Raw genomic sequence first — 15,998 nt, forward strand, 5'->3', positions numbered from 1 at the left:
TTCCTCAGACCCGGCCCAGGGCAAAGCCCTTGGCCACGTGGTTGCGAACAAACCAGATCACCAGCATGCCCGGCAGGATGGTCAACACCCCTGCCGCTGCCAGCACGCCCCAGTCGATGCCGGAGGCCGACACCGTGCGCGTCATCACCGCCGCGATCGGCTTGGCATTCACCGACGTCAGCGTGCGCGCCAGCAGCAGTTCGACCCAGGAAAACATGAAGCAGAAAAACGCCGTCACCCCGATCCCGGAGCCGATCAGCGGGATGAAAATCTTCACGAAGAACTTGGGAAAGCTGTAGCCGTCGATGTAGGCGGTTTCATCGATTTCCTTGGGCACACCGGACATGAACCCTTCAAGAATCCACACCGCCAGCGGCACGTTGAACAGGCAGTGCGCCAGCGCCACCGCGATGTGGGTGTCGAACAGGCCAATCGACGAATACAGCTGGAAGAACGGCAGCAGGAACACCGCCGGCGGCGCCATGCGGTTGGTCAGCAGCCAGAAGAACAGGTGCTTGTCGCCGAGAAAGCGATAACGAGAAAACGCGTAAGCCGCCGGCAATGCCACGCTCAGGGAAATCACCGTGTTCAGGCTCACGTAGTACAGCGAGTTGAGATAACCGGTGTACCAGCTCGGATCGGTAAAGATCACCTTGTAGTTGTGCAGCGTGAAATCCTGGGGAAACAGCGTCAGGCCCCCGAGGATTTCGGTGTTGCTCTTGAACGACATGTTCAGCAACCAGTAGATCGGCACCAGCAGGAACAGGATGTAGAGCAGCAGCGGGATCACTTTTCTCTTGCTCATGGCCGGGCCTCAACGGTTGGCATCGCTGTGGGTCATGGCGGTATAGAACAGCCAGGACACCAGCAGGATGATCAGGAAGTACACCAGCGAAAACGCCGCCGCCGGCCCCAGGTCGAATTGGCCTACGGCCATCTGGGTCAACGTCTGACTCAAGAAGGTCGTGGCATTGCCCGGCCCGCCGCCGGTGAGCACGAACGGCTCGGTGTAGATCATGAAGCTGTCCATGAAGCGCAACATCACCGCGATCAGCAGCACGCTTTTCAGCTTGGGCAGTTGAATATGACGGAACACCGCCCAGGCCGAAGCCCGGTCGATCCGCGCCGCCTGGTAATACACATCGGGAATCGCCCGCAGCCCGGAGAAACACAGCAGCGCCACCAGCGACGTCCAGTGCCACACGTCCATCACCAGCACCGTGACCCAGGCGTCCATGGTGTTGGCCGCGTAGTTGTAGCTGATGCCCATCGCATTGAGGCTCGATCCCATCAAGCCAATGTCGGCGCGACCGAAGATCTGCCAGATGGTGCCGACCACGTTCCATGGAATCAGCAGCGGAATCGCCAGCACGATCAGCACCACCGATGACCAGCGGCCCTTGGTCGGCATGGTCAGCGCAATGGCAATTCCCAACGGAATTTCGATCAGCAGCACGCACGCCGAATAGATGAACTGGCGCAACAACGAGTCGTGCAACCGTGGATCGAGCAGCACCTGCTTGTACCAGTCGGCGCCAACGAAGTAGCGGCTGGACTGATCGAAAATGTCCTGCACCGAGTAATTGACCACGGTCATCATCGGGATCACCGCACTGAAGGCCACCAGCAGGAACACCGGCAACACCAGCCACCAGGCCTTGTTGTTCTGCACCTTGTTCATGGCTGCACCTCTTCGCTGGCTTCGAGCAGGAATTCATCGGCGTAGACCATCAGCCACTGCGCCGGAAAGCTGATGTACGCCGTGCCCTGGGGCACCGGTTTGTCTTCGGCCAGGCGCACTTTCAGCGGTGCGCCGTCCAGATCCAGGGTCATGATCTTGTAGGTGCCGAGGTCTTCGACGTGTACGACCCGCGCCTGCATCGCGTCGTCAAACGGCTCATCCCACACATGAATGAACTCGGGGCGGATGCCGACCTTCAGGTTTTTCCATTGGCCGTGTTCGATATGGCGCTGCAAGGCGTCGGAAAGCGGCAGATGGGTCGAGTTGAAACCCACCCCGCCCAGTTGCGGCTGCACCTCGATCAGATTCATCCCTGGGCTGCCGATGAAGTAGCCGACAAAGGTGTGGCTCGGGCGCTCGAACAACTCCCGGGGTGTGCCGAACTGGACGATCTGGCCGCCATACATCACCGCGATCTTGTCGGCGAAGGTCGAGGCCTCCAGTTGATCGTGGGTGACGTAGACCATGGTGATGTTGAACTGCTCGTGGATCTGCTTGAGCTTGCGCCGCAGCTTCCATTTCAGGTGCGGGTCGATCACCGTCAACGGCTCATCGAAGAGGATCGCCGAGACGTCGTCGCGCACCAGCCCACGGCCCATGGAGACTTTCTGTTTTTCATCGGCGGTGAGGTTGCGCGCCTTTTTGCTCAGCAGGTTTTGCAGGTCGAGGACTTCGGCGATTTCCTGGACTTTGCTGTGGACTTTGGCCTCGGCCATGCCCTGATTGCGCAGCGGGAAGGCCAGGTTGTCGAACACGGTCATGGTGTCGTACACCACCGGAAACTGGAAAACCTGGGCGATGTTGCGCTTCTCCGGGGTCAGGTCGTTGACCGCTTTGCCGTCGAACAGCACGTGGCCCTGAGACGGGCTGAGCAGGCCGGAAATGATGTTGAGCAAGGTCGACTTGCCGCAACCCGACGGCCCGAGCAAGGCATAGGCGCCGCCCTGCTCCCAGATGTGGTCCATCTCGCGGATGGCGTAGTCTTCCGGCCCGCCCGGGCTTTTGCTGTAGCTGTGGGCAAGGTGCTGCAAACGGATTTCGGCCATCAGGCAACCCTCGCGACACGCCGGCCCGGCGCCTGCACCAGACGGCCCTGCGCATCGAACACAAACAGTTTATGGGTCGGGATATAGATGCGGATCGGCGCATCGACGTCGTATTCGTGAACACCCGGCAGATGCAGCACCAGCAGGAAGTGCTCGTTGCGCACGTGGAGGAAGGTTTCCGAACCGCTGATCTCCGCCACCTCGACGGTCACCGCCAGTTCGAGATCGTCGTCGTTGCTCGGCACCAGCGAGATATGGCTGGGGCGCACGCCAAAACGGAATTCGCCCTCGCCCACCGGGCGCAGATCGACGTTCAACGGGAAGTGCACGAAGTTGGCGAAACTCACTTCGTTGCCGGCGATGCGCCCCGGCATCAGGTTGATCGGCGGCTCAGAGAACAATTCGGCGGCCAGCACCGTTTGCGGCTGGTGATAGACCTCGGTCGACGGACCGCTCTGGATCACCCGGCCTTCGTGAAGAATGGTGGTGGTGCCGCCCAAGGCCAGCGCTTCGTTGGGCTCGGTGGTGGCGTAGATGGCGATGGTGTGGCGCGCCTTGAACAGCTCGCGCATTTCCTGGCGCAGTTCTTCGCGCAGTTTGTAGTCGAGGTTGACCAGCGGTTCATCGAACAGGATCAGTTCAGCATCCTTGACCAGCGCCCGGGCCATGGCGGTGCGCTGTTGCTGGCCGCCGGAGAGCTCCAGCGGATAGCGCTTCAGGAACTTCTCGATGCGCAGCATCTTTGCGGTTTCCTGCACCTTGCTCTGAATCTGCTCGTTGGAGATCCCGGCCTGACGCAGCGGCGAGGCGATGTTTTCGAACACCGTCATGGTCGGGTAATTGATGAACTGCTGATAGACCATCGACACGTTGCGCAAACGCACCGGGCGCTGGGTGACGTCGACGCCGTTCATCAGGATGCGGCCGCTGTCGGGCTTGTCCAGACCGGCCATCAGGCGCATGAGGCTGGTCTTGCCGGACAGCGTGCGCCCGAGCAGGACGTTGAAGGATCCGGCTTCGAATTTCAGGTTCGCATCGTCGATCCAGGTCTGGCCCTCGACGGTGCGGCTGACGTGCTCCAGGGTGAGTGACATGGCTCGGCCTTTTTATTATTGGAGTCAAGCGACGTGTGCAACAGAGCGACATTCGTGCCAGAAATCCCAAGCCGTTGATTCGCCGCGAAAATCGCCGAAAACGCGGGCAAACCACCTTCATTGCTGAACACATTTGAACAGTTCAACGATTGACAATGAACAATAGTGAACAACACTCTATCGATGCTTTTCAGGTCCCGACGGGCCTCATAACAATAATAAAAACGCTGCTTTCAGAGGCTGACTGCCATGTCCGCACCTGCCCCGCCGCTTTCCCACGAAGCCATCGTCCAGGACTCCTGGTCCCGTTGCCGCGCCTTCGGTCTCAAGCATCAAAGTGCTCCGGCGTTCGACCAGTTGCCCGCCTCCGGTATCGCGCAGCTGCTCGACAGTCACCACTCGCTGGTGCAGACCACCCATCAGGAAGTGCTGCCGTACTACGAGAACATCCTGAGCAATTCCAACTGCCTGATCATGCTGGCCGACAATCAAGGCCAGGTGCTGACATCCTGGGGCACCCAGCGCTTCATCGAGCCAAATCTGGCGCGGGGTTTTCAGGCCGGGGCAAGCTGGATGGAACACGCCAGCGGCACCAATGCCATCGGCACGGCGCTGGCTTGCGAGCAGGCGGTGCACATCGAGCACGACGAGCATTTCCTCAAGGCCAACCGCTTCATGACCGGTTCCGCCGCGCCGATTTTCAACGCCGAACGCAAGGTCATCGCGGTGCTTGATGTGTCCAGCGACAGCTACCTGCCGCCCTCGCACACCCTCGGCATGGTCAAGATGATGAGCCAGACCGTTGAGAACCGGCTGATCCTCAACCTGTTCCACGGCCAGCATTTTCAACTGACCTTTAACACCGGGTTGAACAACCTCGACAGCCAATGGGCAGGACTGCTGATTTTCGATGAGAGCGGTCAGGTGCTGTCGGCCAACCGCCGGGCCGACAATCTGCTGGGTGTGCGGCTTTCGCGGGTGAGTGTCGAGAGTCTGTTCAAGGTGTCGTTGCTGGAGTTGCTGAATCAGCCGGACGGCTTGCCGTTTTCCTTGCAGACGTCGGGGCGCAATCGATTCCAGTGTCTGTTGAAACGGCCCAAGCAGGCACCGATTCAAGCACGAGTGTTTGCGGAAACCGGACCCACCGAACCGAAAGTCGCCGCACCGACGGGAATCAGCCTGAGCACCCTGCACTTCGGCGACAGCCGCGTGGAAAAAGCCGTGCGTCAGGCCGAACGCCTGCTGGAGAAAGATATTCCGCTGTTGATTCACGGTGAAACCGGGGTCGGCAAGGAAGTGTTCGTCAAAGCCCTGCATCAGGCCAGCTCCCGCAGCAAACAGGCGTTCATCGCCGTGAACTGCGCAGCGATCCCCGCCGAACTGGTGGAGTCCGAGCTGTTCGGCTACGAGAAAGGCGCGTTCACCGGCGCCAACCAGAAAGGCAGCATCGGCCTGATCCGCAAGGCCGACAAAGGCACGTTGTTCCTCGACGAAATTGGCGACATGCCGCTGCCGACCCAGGCCCGCCTGCTGCGGGTGTTGCAGGAGCGTTGCGTGCAACCGGTGGGCAGCAGCGAGTTGTTCCCGGTGGATCTGCGGATCATCTCCGCCACCAACCGTTCGTTGCGCGAACAGGTGCAACTGGGGCGCTTTCGCGAGGATTTGTACTACCGCATCGGCGGCCTGACCCTGGAACTGCCACCGCTGCGCGAACGCAGTGACAAACAAGCGTTGTTCAAGCGCTTGTGGGAACAACATCGCGAACCCACGCAATGGGCGGGATTGAGTCGCGAAGTATTGGAATTGTTCGACCGGCATCCATGGCCGGGCAATCTGCGTCAGGTCAGCAGCGTGATGCAGGTCGCGCTGGCCATGGCCGAAGAACAACCGGTAAGGCCTGAGCATCTGCCGGATGATTTTTTTGTCGATCTGGAGATGGAGCCGCTTGAAACACCAGAACCGTTGGGGATCGATCTGAACGACAGTGAGGCGTTGAATCGGGAACTGCAGGCGGCCGGGGGCAATATTTCTCATCTGGCGCGGCGGTTGGGGGTGAGCCGCAATACCCTTTATAAACGCTTGCGCCAGGCTGAAGGCTGACTGCTGTTTGCGAAGGCGCCCGATCCCCCTAAAAAACCCTTCACTGCACCCATTGACCGTACCAGCTAGACTGTGACGAAATGTTTCAGGTTTTCGCCCCCTCTTCCTGATCCTCACAGGGTAAGTTCTTTGACCAACATCTGTTCTACCGGCCTTGATATCGGCTTCGCCTCGCTGGATTACCTGCAGATCGGCATCCTCGGCGTCATTCAAGGCATCACCGAATTGCTGCCCGTTTCCTCCACCGCCCACATGCGCATCGTTCCGGCCCTGCTCGGCTGGCCGGATCCCGGCTCGGCGTTTTCCGCCGCGATGCAACTGGCCGCACTGGCGGCGGTGGTCAGTTATTTCTGGCGCGATGTGAGACAGGTTGCGACCGGCAGTCTGGAGGCGGTGCGACAACGGGATTTCAACAATCAGTGGTTCATCCTCGCGGTGGCCATCGTGCTGGCAACCATCCCCATCGGTATCGCCGGCATCGCCTTGTCCTCGACGCTCAATGCCTGCAACTCGCCGTTGCGCGGTTTGATGGTGATCGGGATTTCCTGCGTGGTGATGGCGGTGCTGCTGGCCATCGCCGAACTCACCTGTCGCCATCGCCGCACCGTTGGCGAAATGCGTCTGCGCGATGCGCTGATCGTGGGTATCGCTCAGATCGGGGCGCTGATTCCGGGCGTTTCGCGCTCCGGCTCGACGCTGACGGCGGCGCTGTTCCTCAACTTCAAACGTGAGGAAGCGGCACGCTTCTCCTTCCTGCTCGGGCTGCCGGCCATCGCACTGGCGGGTTTGAAGGAGTTGTGGGTGTTGTTCCATGCGCAACTGCCGGCGCAGGCCTGGGCGCACCTGATTTTCGGTCTGGTGATTGCCAGTATCTCGGCGTTTTTCGCGATCTGGGGCCTGATGCGCTTTCTGGAGAAATTCTCCACCTGGCCATTCGTGATTTACCGCGCGGTACTGGGGGTTTTCCTGATCGTCGCGGTCAGCACCGGGCTCTTGAGTTAAGGTCCGCCGCAATAAACAAAACCCGCCTGGTGCGGGTTTTGTTTTTTGTGGCTTCGTACAACGCAGGTTACTGGCAGGTCGGTTCAACACTCGTTGATACGGCACCCAAGGTACGCAGCCCCGCCAGCACCACTATCAGCATCCCCAGCCCGGCGAAAACGGCTACGCCGAAACCTGCCCGAGCGCCATAGGCATCAACGATCAAACCCGAGAGCAAACCTCCCAGGGCGACGCCGATGCTGATGCCGGTGGTCATCCATGTCAGCCCTTCGGTGATCCTCGACGGCGGGATGATGATCGTCCCCAGCTTCATGACCACGACCATGGTTGGCGCAAAGGATATGCCGGCGATAAACAGCATCGCCGAGAGGACATAAACGTCAGGTGAGAACAGCGGCAATACGCCTGTGATGGCCGTGACCAATATCCCGATAAAGAACTGCTTTTCTATCGGCAGGGAAACCCTCAAGGCACCGAACGTCAGGCCCGCCACCAGTGAACCGAACGCATAGGCGGCGAGGATGAAGGTCGCTGAGGCAGGCCAGCCTTGCGCATTGGCGAAGGCGACAACGGCGACATCGATCGAGCCTCCGATTGCGCCCATCGCCAACAGCGCCAGCACGATGGTGGGAACGCCGGGAATCAGCAAGGTTGAACCCGTATTCCTCGTTTGACCCACAACAACCTTGGGTTCGGTCTGACGTTGCAGGACAAACGCCGTCACCCCGACGGCCAGCAGCCCGACTGCGACCAGCGGCCCGGCTTCGGCAAAAAGGCTCACGCTCAAACCGATCGCCAAGGGTGGGCCGATGATGTAAGCGAGTTCGGTCAGCACCGTATCCAGAGAGAACGCCGTGTGCAGCTGCGGCTTGCCCCGGAACAGTTGCGTCCAGCGGGCCCGGATCATCGATGGCATGCTCGGCATGGTGCCCGCTAATGCTGCCAGAACAAAAAGCAATGCCGCCGGTGCCCTCATATAGACGGCAAAGATCAGCGCCAGCAACATGCCGATGCTGAAGGTCGTCACGACGGGCAACACACGGCTCTGGCCACGCTGATCGACGAGTTTCGAGATGTACGGGCCGATCAGCGCATTGGCGAGGGTAAACGTACCGGCGACTGCACCGGCCAGCCAGTAGACACCGGTTTGCTCCACCAGCATGGTAATGATGCCAATGCCGATCATCGCTTGCGGTAATCGTGCGATAGCGCTCGCGAGCACCAACCCCGTTGCACCGGGGGTTGTCAGGAGTTCGCGATAGTGGTTTGCCATGATGTCTCCATTCCATAAACGTCGCCGACCAGCATCCCGCTACAAGGGCTGCAGCCCATGTTGGTCGCGTCAGACATCAAGACCTACGCGCAGAGCAAAAGCAACCACCACCTGAACAGCAGAAAAACAAAAACCCGCACAAGGCGGGTTTTGTTTTGAAGCCAACCACAGCAATCAGTCAGCCAGACGCCAGGTCGTGCCGCCTTTGCCGTCTTCCAGCACCACGCCCATGGCGGTGAGCTGGTCGCGGATGCGGTCGGATTCGGCCCAGTCTTTGCCGGCCCGAGCCGCCAGACGCGCAGCGATCAGCGCCTCGACTTCGGCTGCATCGACACGCCCTTCGGCGCCGGCCTGCAGGAAGTCATCGGCTTCGAGCTGCAACACACCCAGCACGCTGGCCAGTTCTTTCAGGCGCGCCGCCAGACCGGCCGCCGCATCGAGATCGCTCTCGCGCAGGCGGTTGATCTCACGCACCATCTCGAACAGCACCGCGCAGGCTTCCGGCGTGCCGAAGTCGTCGTTCATCACCGTGGTGAAACGCTCAACGAACGCTTCGCCACCAGCCGGTGCCACGTTCGGCAGGCCTTTCAACGCGTGGTAGAAACGCTCCAGGGCGCCCTTGGCGTCCTTGAGGTTGTCTTCCGAGTAGTTGATCGCGCTGCGGTAGTGGCTCGACACCAGCAGGTAACGCACGACTTCCGGGTGATACTTGTCGAGCACGTCGCGAATGGTGAAGAAGTTGTTCAAGGACTTGGACATCTTCTCGCCATTGATGCGGATCATGCCGCAATGCATCCACGCGTTGGCGTAGGTCTTGCCGGTGGCCGCTTCGCTCTGGGCGATTTCGTTTTCGTGGTGCGGGAACTCCAGGTCGCTGCCGCCGCCATGAATGTCGAAGGTCTCACCGAGGCAGCAGGTGGACATCACCGAGCACTCGATGTGCCAGCCCGGACGCCCGGCGCCCCACGGCGATTCCCAGCTCGGCTCGCCCGGCTTGACGCCTTTCCACAGCACGAAGTCCAGCGGATCTTCCTTGGCTTCGTCGACCTCGATCCGCGCACCGATGCGCAGGTCTTCGATCTTCTTGCGCGACAGCTTGCCGTAGCCCATGAACTTGCCGACGCGGTAGTACACGTCGCCATTGCCCGGGGCGTAGGCGAAACCCTTGTCGATCAGGGTCTGGATCATCGCGTGCATGCCAGGGATGTGATCCGTGGCGCGCGGCTCCATGTCCGGCTTCTGGATGTTCAGGCGCGCTTCGTCTTCGTGCATCGCCGCGATCATGCGCTCGGTCAACGCTTCGAACGACTCGCCGTTCTCGTTGGCCCGGTTGATGATCTTGTCGTCGATGTCGGTGATGTTGCGCACATAGGTCAGGTCATAACCGCTGAACCGCAACCAGCGGGTCACCAGGTCGAACGCGACCATGCTGCGGCCGTGGCCCAGGTGGCAGTAGTCATACACGGTCATCCCGCAGACGTACATGCGCACCTTGTTGCCATCCAGCGGCTTGAAGACTTCTTTGCTCTTGGTGAGCGTGTTGTAGATCGAAAGCACGATGGTTCCTTAAGACTTGATCACTGGCCCCACGAATCACGCAGGGTCACGGTACGGTTGAATACCGGCTGACCTGGTTTCGAGTCCTTGATATCCGCGACGAAGTAACCTTCGCGCTCGAACTGGAAACGGTCTTCCGGCTGTGCATTGCCCAGCGAGGGTTCAGCACGACAACCGGTCAGCACTTGCAGTGAGTCAGGGTTGATGTTGTCCAGGAAACTCGCGCTGTCCTCGGCCTTCTCCGGGTTCGGAGAACGGAACAGGCGATCGTACAGACGCACTTCACACTCGATGCTGGCAGCGGCCGGCACCCAGTGGATCACGCCCTTGACCTTACGGCCTTCAGGGTTCTTGCCCAGGGTGTCCGGATCGTAGGAGCAACGCAGCTCGACGATGTTGCCGTCGGCGTCCTTGATCGCTTCGTCGGCACGGATCACGTAGCTGCCGCGTAGACGCACTTCGCCGTTCGGCTCCAGGCGCTTGTAGCCTTTTGGCGGCTCTTCCATGAAGTCATCGCGGTCGATGTAGATTTCACGGGCGAACGGCAGCTTGCGCACGCCGAGTTCTTCTTTCTGCGGATGACGCGGCAGTTCGAGGTTTTCGACCTGGTCTTCCGGATAGTTGGTGATCACGACCTTCAACGGACGCAGCACGCACATGGCGCGCGGAGCGTTGGCGTCCAGGTCCTGACGGATGCTGAACTCGAGCATGCCGAAGTCGACCACACCGTCGGAACGGTTGGTGCCGATCATGTCGCAGAAGCTGCGGATCGACGCCGGGGTGTAGCCACGGCGGCGGAAGCCCGAGAGCGTGGACATGCGCGGATCGTCCCAGCCATTGACGTGTTTCTCGTCAACCAGTTGCTTGAGCTTGCGCTTGCTGGTGATGGTGTAGTTGAGGTTCAGACGGCTGAACTCGTACTGACGCGGGTGCGCCGGCACTGGCAGTGCGTCGAGGAACCACTCGTACAGCGGACGATGGCTTTCGAACTCCAGGGTGCAGATCGAGTGGGTGATGCCTTCGATGGCGTCCGACTGACCGTGGGTGAAGTCGTAGTTCGGGTAGATGCACCACTTGTCACCGGTCTGATGGTGATGAGCGTGGCGGATGCGGTACATGATCGGGTCGCGCAGGTTCATGTTCGGCGAGGCCATGTCGATCTTGGCGCGCAGCACGCGGGCACCGTCCGGGAACTCACCGGCGCGCATGCGGGCGAACCAGTCCAGGTTCTCTTCCACCGAACGGTCGCGGAACGGGCTGTTCTTGCCCGGCTCGGTCAGGCTGCCGCGGTATTCCTTGGCCTGCTCAGGCGTCAGGTCGTCGACGTAGGCCTTGCCGGCCTTGATCAGCTCGACGGCCCAGTCGTGCAACTGGTCGAAGTATTGCGAGGCGTAGCGCACTTCGCCGGACCATTCGAAGCCCAGCCATTTGACGTCGCTTTCGATCGCGTCGATGTATTCCTGGTCTTCCTTGGCCGGGTTGGTGTCGTCGAAACGCAGGTGCGTGACGCCGCCGAACTCCTGGGCCAGGCCGAAGTTCACGCAGATCGACTTGGCATGGCCGATGTGCAGGTAGCCGTTGGGCTCAGGCGGGAAACGGGTGACGATCTGGGTGTGCTTGCCCGAGTCCAGGTCTGCCTGGATGATCGGCCGCAGGAAATTGACCGGCACGGCAGGGCCGGACTTGGCATTCGAGGTAGGGTCGACAGTGGGCTTGCTCATAGGATCCTTGACTTACATGTGCGCGGCCGCAAAGGGGGCCAGACAAAACAAAGCCGCTATCATAGCCGATGCTGTCAAGGGCCTGACAGAGCACACTCTTATAAAGGCGCGCATTTAATCGCCGGCAATTGAAAAACTGCCTCGAAATTCGCGCCTGTCACGCTAAACTGCGCTCCTTGGCCTAAGCAGGCTGAACCGGTTGCGGGGCGTGAGGCTCCAAAACCACGAATTCCTTATAAAGAGTACTGACCATGACTCAAGTCAAACTGACCACCAACCACGGTGACATCGTCATCGAACTGAACGCTGAAAAAGCCCCGATCACCGTGGCCAACTTCATCGAGTACGTCAAAGCCGGTCACTACGAAAACACCGTTTTCCACCGTGTCATCGGTAACTTCATGATCCAGGGCGGCGGTTTCGAGCCAGGCATGAAGGAAAAGAAAGACAAGCGTCCAAGCATCCAGAACGAAGCCGACAACGGTCTTTCCAACGACAAGTACACCATCGCCATGGCCCGCACCATGGAGCCGCATTCGGCTTCCGCGCAGTTCTTCATCAACGTGGCCGACAACAGCTTCCTGAACCACAGCGGCAAGAACGTTCAGGGCTGGGGCTACGCCGTATTCGGCAAAGTGACCGCCGGTACTGAAGTGGTCGACAGCATCAAGAAAGTCTCGACCGGCTCCAAGGCTGGCCACCAGGACGTACCAAGCGACGACGTGATCATCGAGAAAGCCGAGATCATCGAAGCGTGATATTGCTGATTTCAGACTTGCATCTGGAAGAGGAGCGCCCGGACATTACCCGGGCGTTTCTGGATTTGCTCGCCGGACGCGCCCGCTCGGCGAGTGCTCTGTACATTCTGGGCGACTTTTTCGAGGCGTGGATCGGCGACGATGCCATGACCCCTTTCCAGCGTTCCATCTGCCAGGCCCTGCGCGAATTGAGCGACAGCGGCACGGCCATATTTCTGATGCACGGCAATCGCGACTTTCTGCTCGGCAAGGCTTTCTGCAAGGAAGCCGGCTGCACGCTGTTGAAGGATCCGAGTGTCGTGCAGTTTTACGGCGAGCCGGTGCTGCTGCTGCACGGCGACAGCCTCTGCACCCGCGACGAAAGCTATATGAAGCTGCGTCGCTACCTGCGCAACCCGGTCACTCTGTTCATCCTGCGGCACCTGCCGTTGAGCACCCGCCACAAACTGGCGCGCAAGCTGCGCAGTGAGAGCCGGGCGCAGACGCGGATGAAAGCCAATGACATCGTTGATGTCACGCCGGAGGAAATTCCGCGGATCATGCAGGAATACGGGGTGAAAACCCTGGTCCACGGGCACACCCACCGCCCGGCCATCCACAAGTTGCAGATCGGCGATCAGGCGGCGAAGCGGATTGTGCTGGGGGATTGGGATCGTCAGGGCTGGGCGTTGCAGGTGGATGAGAACGGGTTTGTGTTGGCGCCGTTCGACTTCGCACCGCCGCCTTCACTGCCCGCCCCTGCCACCGTCTGATCGTTCCCGGACTTAGTTGATCGTTCCCACGCTCTGCGTGGGAACGATCTGCCTGACTTAGTGACCGCTGGCCGCAGGGCCTGCTTTTGCGGCAAACGGCGGCTTGGCCAGCCAGACAATCAATATCAACCCCATAAACCCCCACCCCAACAGCGTGAAGTAATCCACGGTGGAAAGCATGTACGCCTGACTCGTCAGCACATGATCAAGCTGCGCATACGCCGGATTACCCGCCCCGCCCAACTGATTCAACGCCTCACGGGTTGCCGGTTCATAGGTGCTGATGCTTTCACTCATGTAGGCATGATGCTGGTCCGCCCGGCGAATCCAGATCCAGGTGGTCAGCGACGCCGCAAAGCTACCGCCCAAGGTCCGAAGGAACGTCGCCAGACCGGCGCCGTCGGCGATCTGGCTCGGTGGCAGGTCCGACATCAGGATGCTCAGGGTCGGCATGAAGAACAGCGCCACACCGATGCCCATGAACAGTTGCACCAGCGCGATGTGCTGGAAGTCCACTTCGTTGGTGAACTCGGCGCGCATGAAGCAGCTCAGGCCGATCGCCAGGAACGCCAGTCCGGCCAGCAGGCGCAGGTCGAACTTGTGCGCGTACTTGCCGACAAACGGTGACAGCACCACCGGCAGAATGCCGATCGGCGCCACCGCCAGCCCGGCCCAGGTCGCGGTGTAGCCCATCTGGGTCTGCAGCCATTGCGGCAGGATCAGGTTGATGCCGAAGAACCCGGCGTAACCCAACACCAGCACCAGCGTGCCGATGCGGAAGTTGCGGTGGGCGAACAGGCGCAGATTGACCACCGGATGCTGGTCGGTCATTTCCCAGATCACGAACACCGCCAGGGCAATCACCGAAATCGCCGCGCCGATGATGATGAAGTTCGATTCGAACCAGTCCAGGTCATTGCCCTTGTCGAGGATCACCTGCAACGCACCGACGCCGATGATCAGCGTGATCAGCCCGACGTAGTCCATCGGCTGACGACTGGTGACTACCGGGCGTTTCGCCAGTTGCGAACGCACCACCATCACCGCGAACACGCCGATCGGCACGTTGATGAAGAAGATCCACGGCCAGCTGTAACTGTCGGTGATCCAGCCGCCGAGAATCGGGCCGGCAATCGGCGCCACTACCGTCACCATCGCCAATAACGCCAGGGCCATCCCTCGCCTGGCGGGCGGATACACCGCGATCAGCAGCGTCTGGGTCATCGGGTACAGCGGCCCGGCCACCAGCCCTTGCAGGACCCGGAAGCCGATCAGCTCGGGCATCGAAGTGGAAATACCGCAGAGAAACGAGGCCAGCACGAACAGCATGGTGGCCCAGAGAAACAGCTTCACCTCGCCGAAACGCCGGCTCAGCCAGCCGGTGAGCGGCAGCGCGATGGCGTTGCTCACGGCGAACGAGGTGATGACCCAGGTGCCCTGCTCCGAACTCACACCGAGGTTGCCGGAGATGGTCGGCAACGCCACGTTGGCGATGGTGGTGTCGAGCACTTGCATGAAGGTCGCCAGCGACAGGCCGATGGTGCTGAGCAACAGGCTGGGCGGCGAAAAAGAGGCGTTATTGCTCATCGCGAATCCTATGAAACCGGGTTGGCACTGCGTACTTGCAGACGCAGCCGCCCTTGTGGGAGCGAGCTTGCTCGCGATGGCGGTCTGTCAGATAAATTAATGCTGAATGACACACCGCTTTCGCGAGCAAGCTCGCTCCCGCAGGGGAAGGGATCAGCGTTGCGCGGTCTTGCTGACTGCAGCGCTGTTGTCGTGGATCAGTTGCGCGATCATCGCGTCGGCTTCGCCCAACTGGCGGTCGTAGACGCTGGTGCTGAACGAGGCCTGTTGCGGCGGTTGCTGCGCCAGCACCGGACCGCTCTGGTCGTGCAGATTGACCTCGACATTGGTCGACAGACCGACGCGCAGCGGATGCTTGGCCAGTTCTTCGGCGTTGATGTGAATCCGCACCGGTACACGCTGCACGATCTTGATCCAGTTACCGGTGGCGTTCTGCGCCGGCAACAGGGCGAACGCACTGCCGGTGCCCGCACCGAGGCTGTCGACGGTGCCGCTGAATTTCACGTCGCTGCCGTAGATATCGGATTCGATGTCCACCGGCTGGCCGATGCGCATGTCGCGCAGCTGGGTTTCCTTGAAGTTGGCGTCGATCCACAGCTGATCCAGCGGAATCACCGCCATCAGCGCGGTGCCCGGCTGCACGCGCTGGCCGAGTTGCACGGTGCGCTTGGCGACGTAACCGGTAACCGGCGCGATCAGGGTGCTGCGAGCGTTGGTCAGGTAAGCCTGACGCAGATCCGCAGCGGCCGACATCACGTCCGGGTGCGACGAAACCACGGTGTCATCCACCAGCGCGCTGGTGGTCTTAAGTTGTTGCTGGGCGTTGGCCAGGGCGTTTTGCGCCGAGGTCAGGTCATCGCGAGCGTGGGACAATTCTTCCTGGGAAATCGCACCGCCGGCGGCGAGGTTTTTCCGACGGTTGTAGTTGTCCTGGGCTTTCTGCACGTTCGCCTGTTGCGCGTTGACCTGGGCTTTCATGCCGTCGACGTTGCTGTACAAGCCGCGAACCTGACGCACAGTGCGCGCCAGTTTGGCCTGGGCACTTTGCAGGCCGACTTCGGCGTCGTTCGGGTCGAAATTGACCAGCACCTGACCTTCGTGAACCAGATCGCCGTCGTCAGCACCGATGCTGACCACGGTGCCGGTGACCAGCGGGGTGATTTCCACGACGTTGCCGTTGACGTAGGCGTCGTCGGTGCTTTCGTTCCAGCGACCGATGAATTCGTGATACGCCCAGACGCCGGCACCGGCGAGGGCAACCACAACGGCCAGCACCAGCAGCATCACTTTGCGTTTGCGCGGATTGCCGGTGTCGGGGGTGTTGTCTTGAGCTTGAGTGTTTTCGGCAGTGGCCATGACAAATACCT

13 protein-coding genes are annotated in these 15,998 nt (G+C 60.6%); 4 read left to right on the plus strand and 9 right to left on the minus strand.

Features of this window, described 5'->3' with window-relative positions:
* Positions 1–4: 4 nt before the first annotated feature.
* The 4 genes from AC07NR_RS22370 to AC07NR_RS22385 are packed head-to-tail and all read right to left on the minus strand — an operon-like array spanning position 5 to position 3,881.
* Positions 5–805, minus strand: a complete 801-nt coding sequence (locus AC07NR_RS22370) for a carbohydrate ABC transporter permease (protein ID WP_119428986.1) — start codon at positions 803–805, stop codon at positions 5–7.
* Between the two features lie 9 nt (positions 806–814).
* The gene (locus AC07NR_RS22375; RefSeq protein WP_085712412.1) at positions 815–1,681 is read right to left on the minus strand and encodes a carbohydrate ABC transporter permease; all 867 of its coding nucleotides are present in this window, start codon (positions 1,679–1,681) and stop codon (positions 815–817) included.
* Positions 1,678–2,787 carry an ABC transporter ATP-binding protein gene (locus tag AC07NR_RS22380; RefSeq protein ID WP_495079489.1) on the minus strand — a complete coding sequence of 370 codons (1,110 nt, stop codon included), beginning with the start codon at positions 2,785–2,787 and terminating at the stop codon, positions 1,678–1,680. Before AC07NR_RS22380 ends, AC07NR_RS22375 begins: the two co-directional genes overlap by 4 nt.
* Positions 2,787–3,881 carry an ABC transporter ATP-binding protein gene (locus tag AC07NR_RS22385; protein ID WP_192552013.1) on the minus strand — a complete coding sequence of 365 codons (1,095 nt, stop codon included), beginning with the start codon at positions 3,879–3,881 and terminating at the stop codon, positions 2,787–2,789. The genes AC07NR_RS22380 and AC07NR_RS22385 overlap by 1 nt, the downstream gene beginning before the upstream one ends.
* 249 nt (positions 3,882–4,130) lie before the next feature.
* Here AC07NR_RS22385 and AC07NR_RS22390 point away from each other — a divergent pair, with 249 nt between their 5' ends.
* The gene (locus AC07NR_RS22390; protein WP_495079490.1) at positions 4,131–5,981 is read left to right on the plus strand and encodes a sigma-54-dependent Fis family transcriptional regulator; all 1,851 of its coding nucleotides are present in this window, start codon (positions 4,131–4,133) and stop codon (positions 5,979–5,981) included.
* 129 nt (positions 5,982–6,110) lie between these two features.
* The gene (locus tag AC07NR_RS22395) at positions 6,111–6,983 is read left to right on the plus strand and encodes an undecaprenyl-diphosphate phosphatase (RefSeq protein ID WP_119428988.1); all 873 of its coding nucleotides are present in this window, start codon (positions 6,111–6,113) and stop codon (positions 6,981–6,983) included.
* 67 nt (positions 6,984–7,050) lie between these two features.
* Here AC07NR_RS22395 and AC07NR_RS22400 read toward each other — a convergent pair whose 3' ends face one another.
* The 3 genes from AC07NR_RS22400 to AC07NR_RS22410 all read right to left on the minus strand — a co-directional run bounded on the left by AC07NR_RS22400 (position 7,051) and on the right by AC07NR_RS22410 (position 11,534).
* Complete coding sequence (locus AC07NR_RS22400; protein WP_495079491.1) at positions 7,051–8,256, minus strand: MFS transporter; 1,206 nt, start codon at positions 8,254–8,256, stop codon at positions 7,051–7,053.
* Positions 8,257–8,430: 174 nt separating this feature from the next.
* Entirely contained in the window at positions 8,431–9,813 is a 1,383-nt protein-coding gene (cysS, locus tag AC07NR_RS22405; RefSeq protein WP_085732169.1) for a cysteine--tRNA ligase, read from the minus strand.
* Positions 9,814–9,833: 20 nt separating this feature from the next.
* The gene (locus AC07NR_RS22410; protein ID WP_305833956.1) at positions 9,834–11,534 is read right to left on the minus strand and encodes a glutamine--tRNA ligase/YqeY domain fusion protein; all 1,701 of its coding nucleotides are present in this window, start codon (positions 11,532–11,534) and stop codon (positions 9,834–9,836) included.
* A 251-nt stretch (positions 11,535–11,785) separates the two neighbouring features.
* Here AC07NR_RS22410 and AC07NR_RS22415 point away from each other — a divergent pair, with 251 nt between their 5' ends.
* Positions 11,786–12,292, plus strand: a complete 507-nt coding sequence (locus tag AC07NR_RS22415; protein ID WP_085712420.1) for a peptidylprolyl isomerase — start codon at positions 11,786–11,788, stop codon at positions 12,290–12,292.
* Positions 12,289–13,044, plus strand: coding sequence for a UDP-2,3-diacylglucosamine diphosphatase (gene lpxH, locus AC07NR_RS22420; protein ID WP_495079492.1), 756 nt, complete (start codon positions 12,289–12,291; stop codon positions 13,042–13,044). Before AC07NR_RS22415 ends, lpxH begins: the two co-directional genes overlap by 4 nt.
* Positions 13,045–13,101: 57 nt before the next feature.
* Here lpxH and AC07NR_RS22425 read toward each other — a convergent pair whose 3' ends face one another.
* Positions 13,102–14,631, minus strand: a complete 1,530-nt coding sequence (locus AC07NR_RS22425) for a DHA2 family efflux MFS transporter permease subunit (protein WP_085712422.1) — start codon at positions 14,629–14,631, stop codon at positions 13,102–13,104.
* A 153-nt stretch (positions 14,632–14,784) separates the two neighbouring features.
* Positions 14,785–15,987, minus strand: coding sequence for an HlyD family secretion protein (locus AC07NR_RS22430; RefSeq protein WP_085712423.1), 1,203 nt, complete (start codon positions 15,985–15,987; stop codon positions 14,785–14,787).
* Between the last annotated feature and the right edge of the window lie 11 nt (positions 15,988–15,998).

This window comes from Pseudomonas sp. GW821-FHT09C09 (assembly GCF_059418105.1).

Excerpts from the sequence above, each read along its gene's own strand:
- AC07NR_RS22430 (WP_085712423.1), bottom strand. The coding sequence starts at position 15,987 with ATGGCCACTGCCGAAAACACTCAAGCTCAAGACAACACCCCCGACACC.
- AC07NR_RS22385 (WP_192552013.1), bottom strand. The coding sequence starts at position 3,881 with ATGTCACTCACCCTGGAGCACGTCAGCCGCACCGTCGAGGGCCAGACC.
- AC07NR_RS22425 (WP_085712422.1), bottom strand. The coding sequence starts at position 14,631 with ATGAGCAATAACGCCTCTTTTTCGCCGCCCAGCCTGTTGCTCAGCACC.
- AC07NR_RS22410 (WP_305833956.1), bottom strand. The coding sequence starts at position 11,534 with ATGAGCAAGCCCACTGTCGACCCTACCTCGAATGCCAAGTCCGGCCCT.
- AC07NR_RS22380 (WP_495079489.1), bottom strand. The coding sequence starts at position 2,787 with ATGGCCGAAATCCGTTTGCAGCACCTTGCCCACAGCTACAGCAAAAGC.
- AC07NR_RS22415 (WP_085712420.1), top strand. The coding sequence starts at position 11,786 with ATGACTCAAGTCAAACTGACCACCAACCACGGTGACATCGTCATCGAA.
- AC07NR_RS22370 (WP_119428986.1), bottom strand. The coding sequence starts at position 805 with ATGAGCAAGAGAAAAGTGATCCCGCTGCTGCTCTACATCCTGTTCCTG.
- AC07NR_RS22390 (WP_495079490.1), top strand. The coding sequence starts at position 4,131 with ATGTCCGCACCTGCCCCGCCGCTTTCCCACGAAGCCATCGTCCAGGAC.
- AC07NR_RS22400 (WP_495079491.1), bottom strand. The coding sequence starts at position 8,256 with ATGGCAAACCACTATCGCGAACTCCTGACAACCCCCGGTGCAACGGGG.
- AC07NR_RS22375 (WP_085712412.1), bottom strand. The coding sequence starts at position 1,681 with ATGAACAAGGTGCAGAACAACAAGGCCTGGTGGCTGGTGTTGCCGGTG.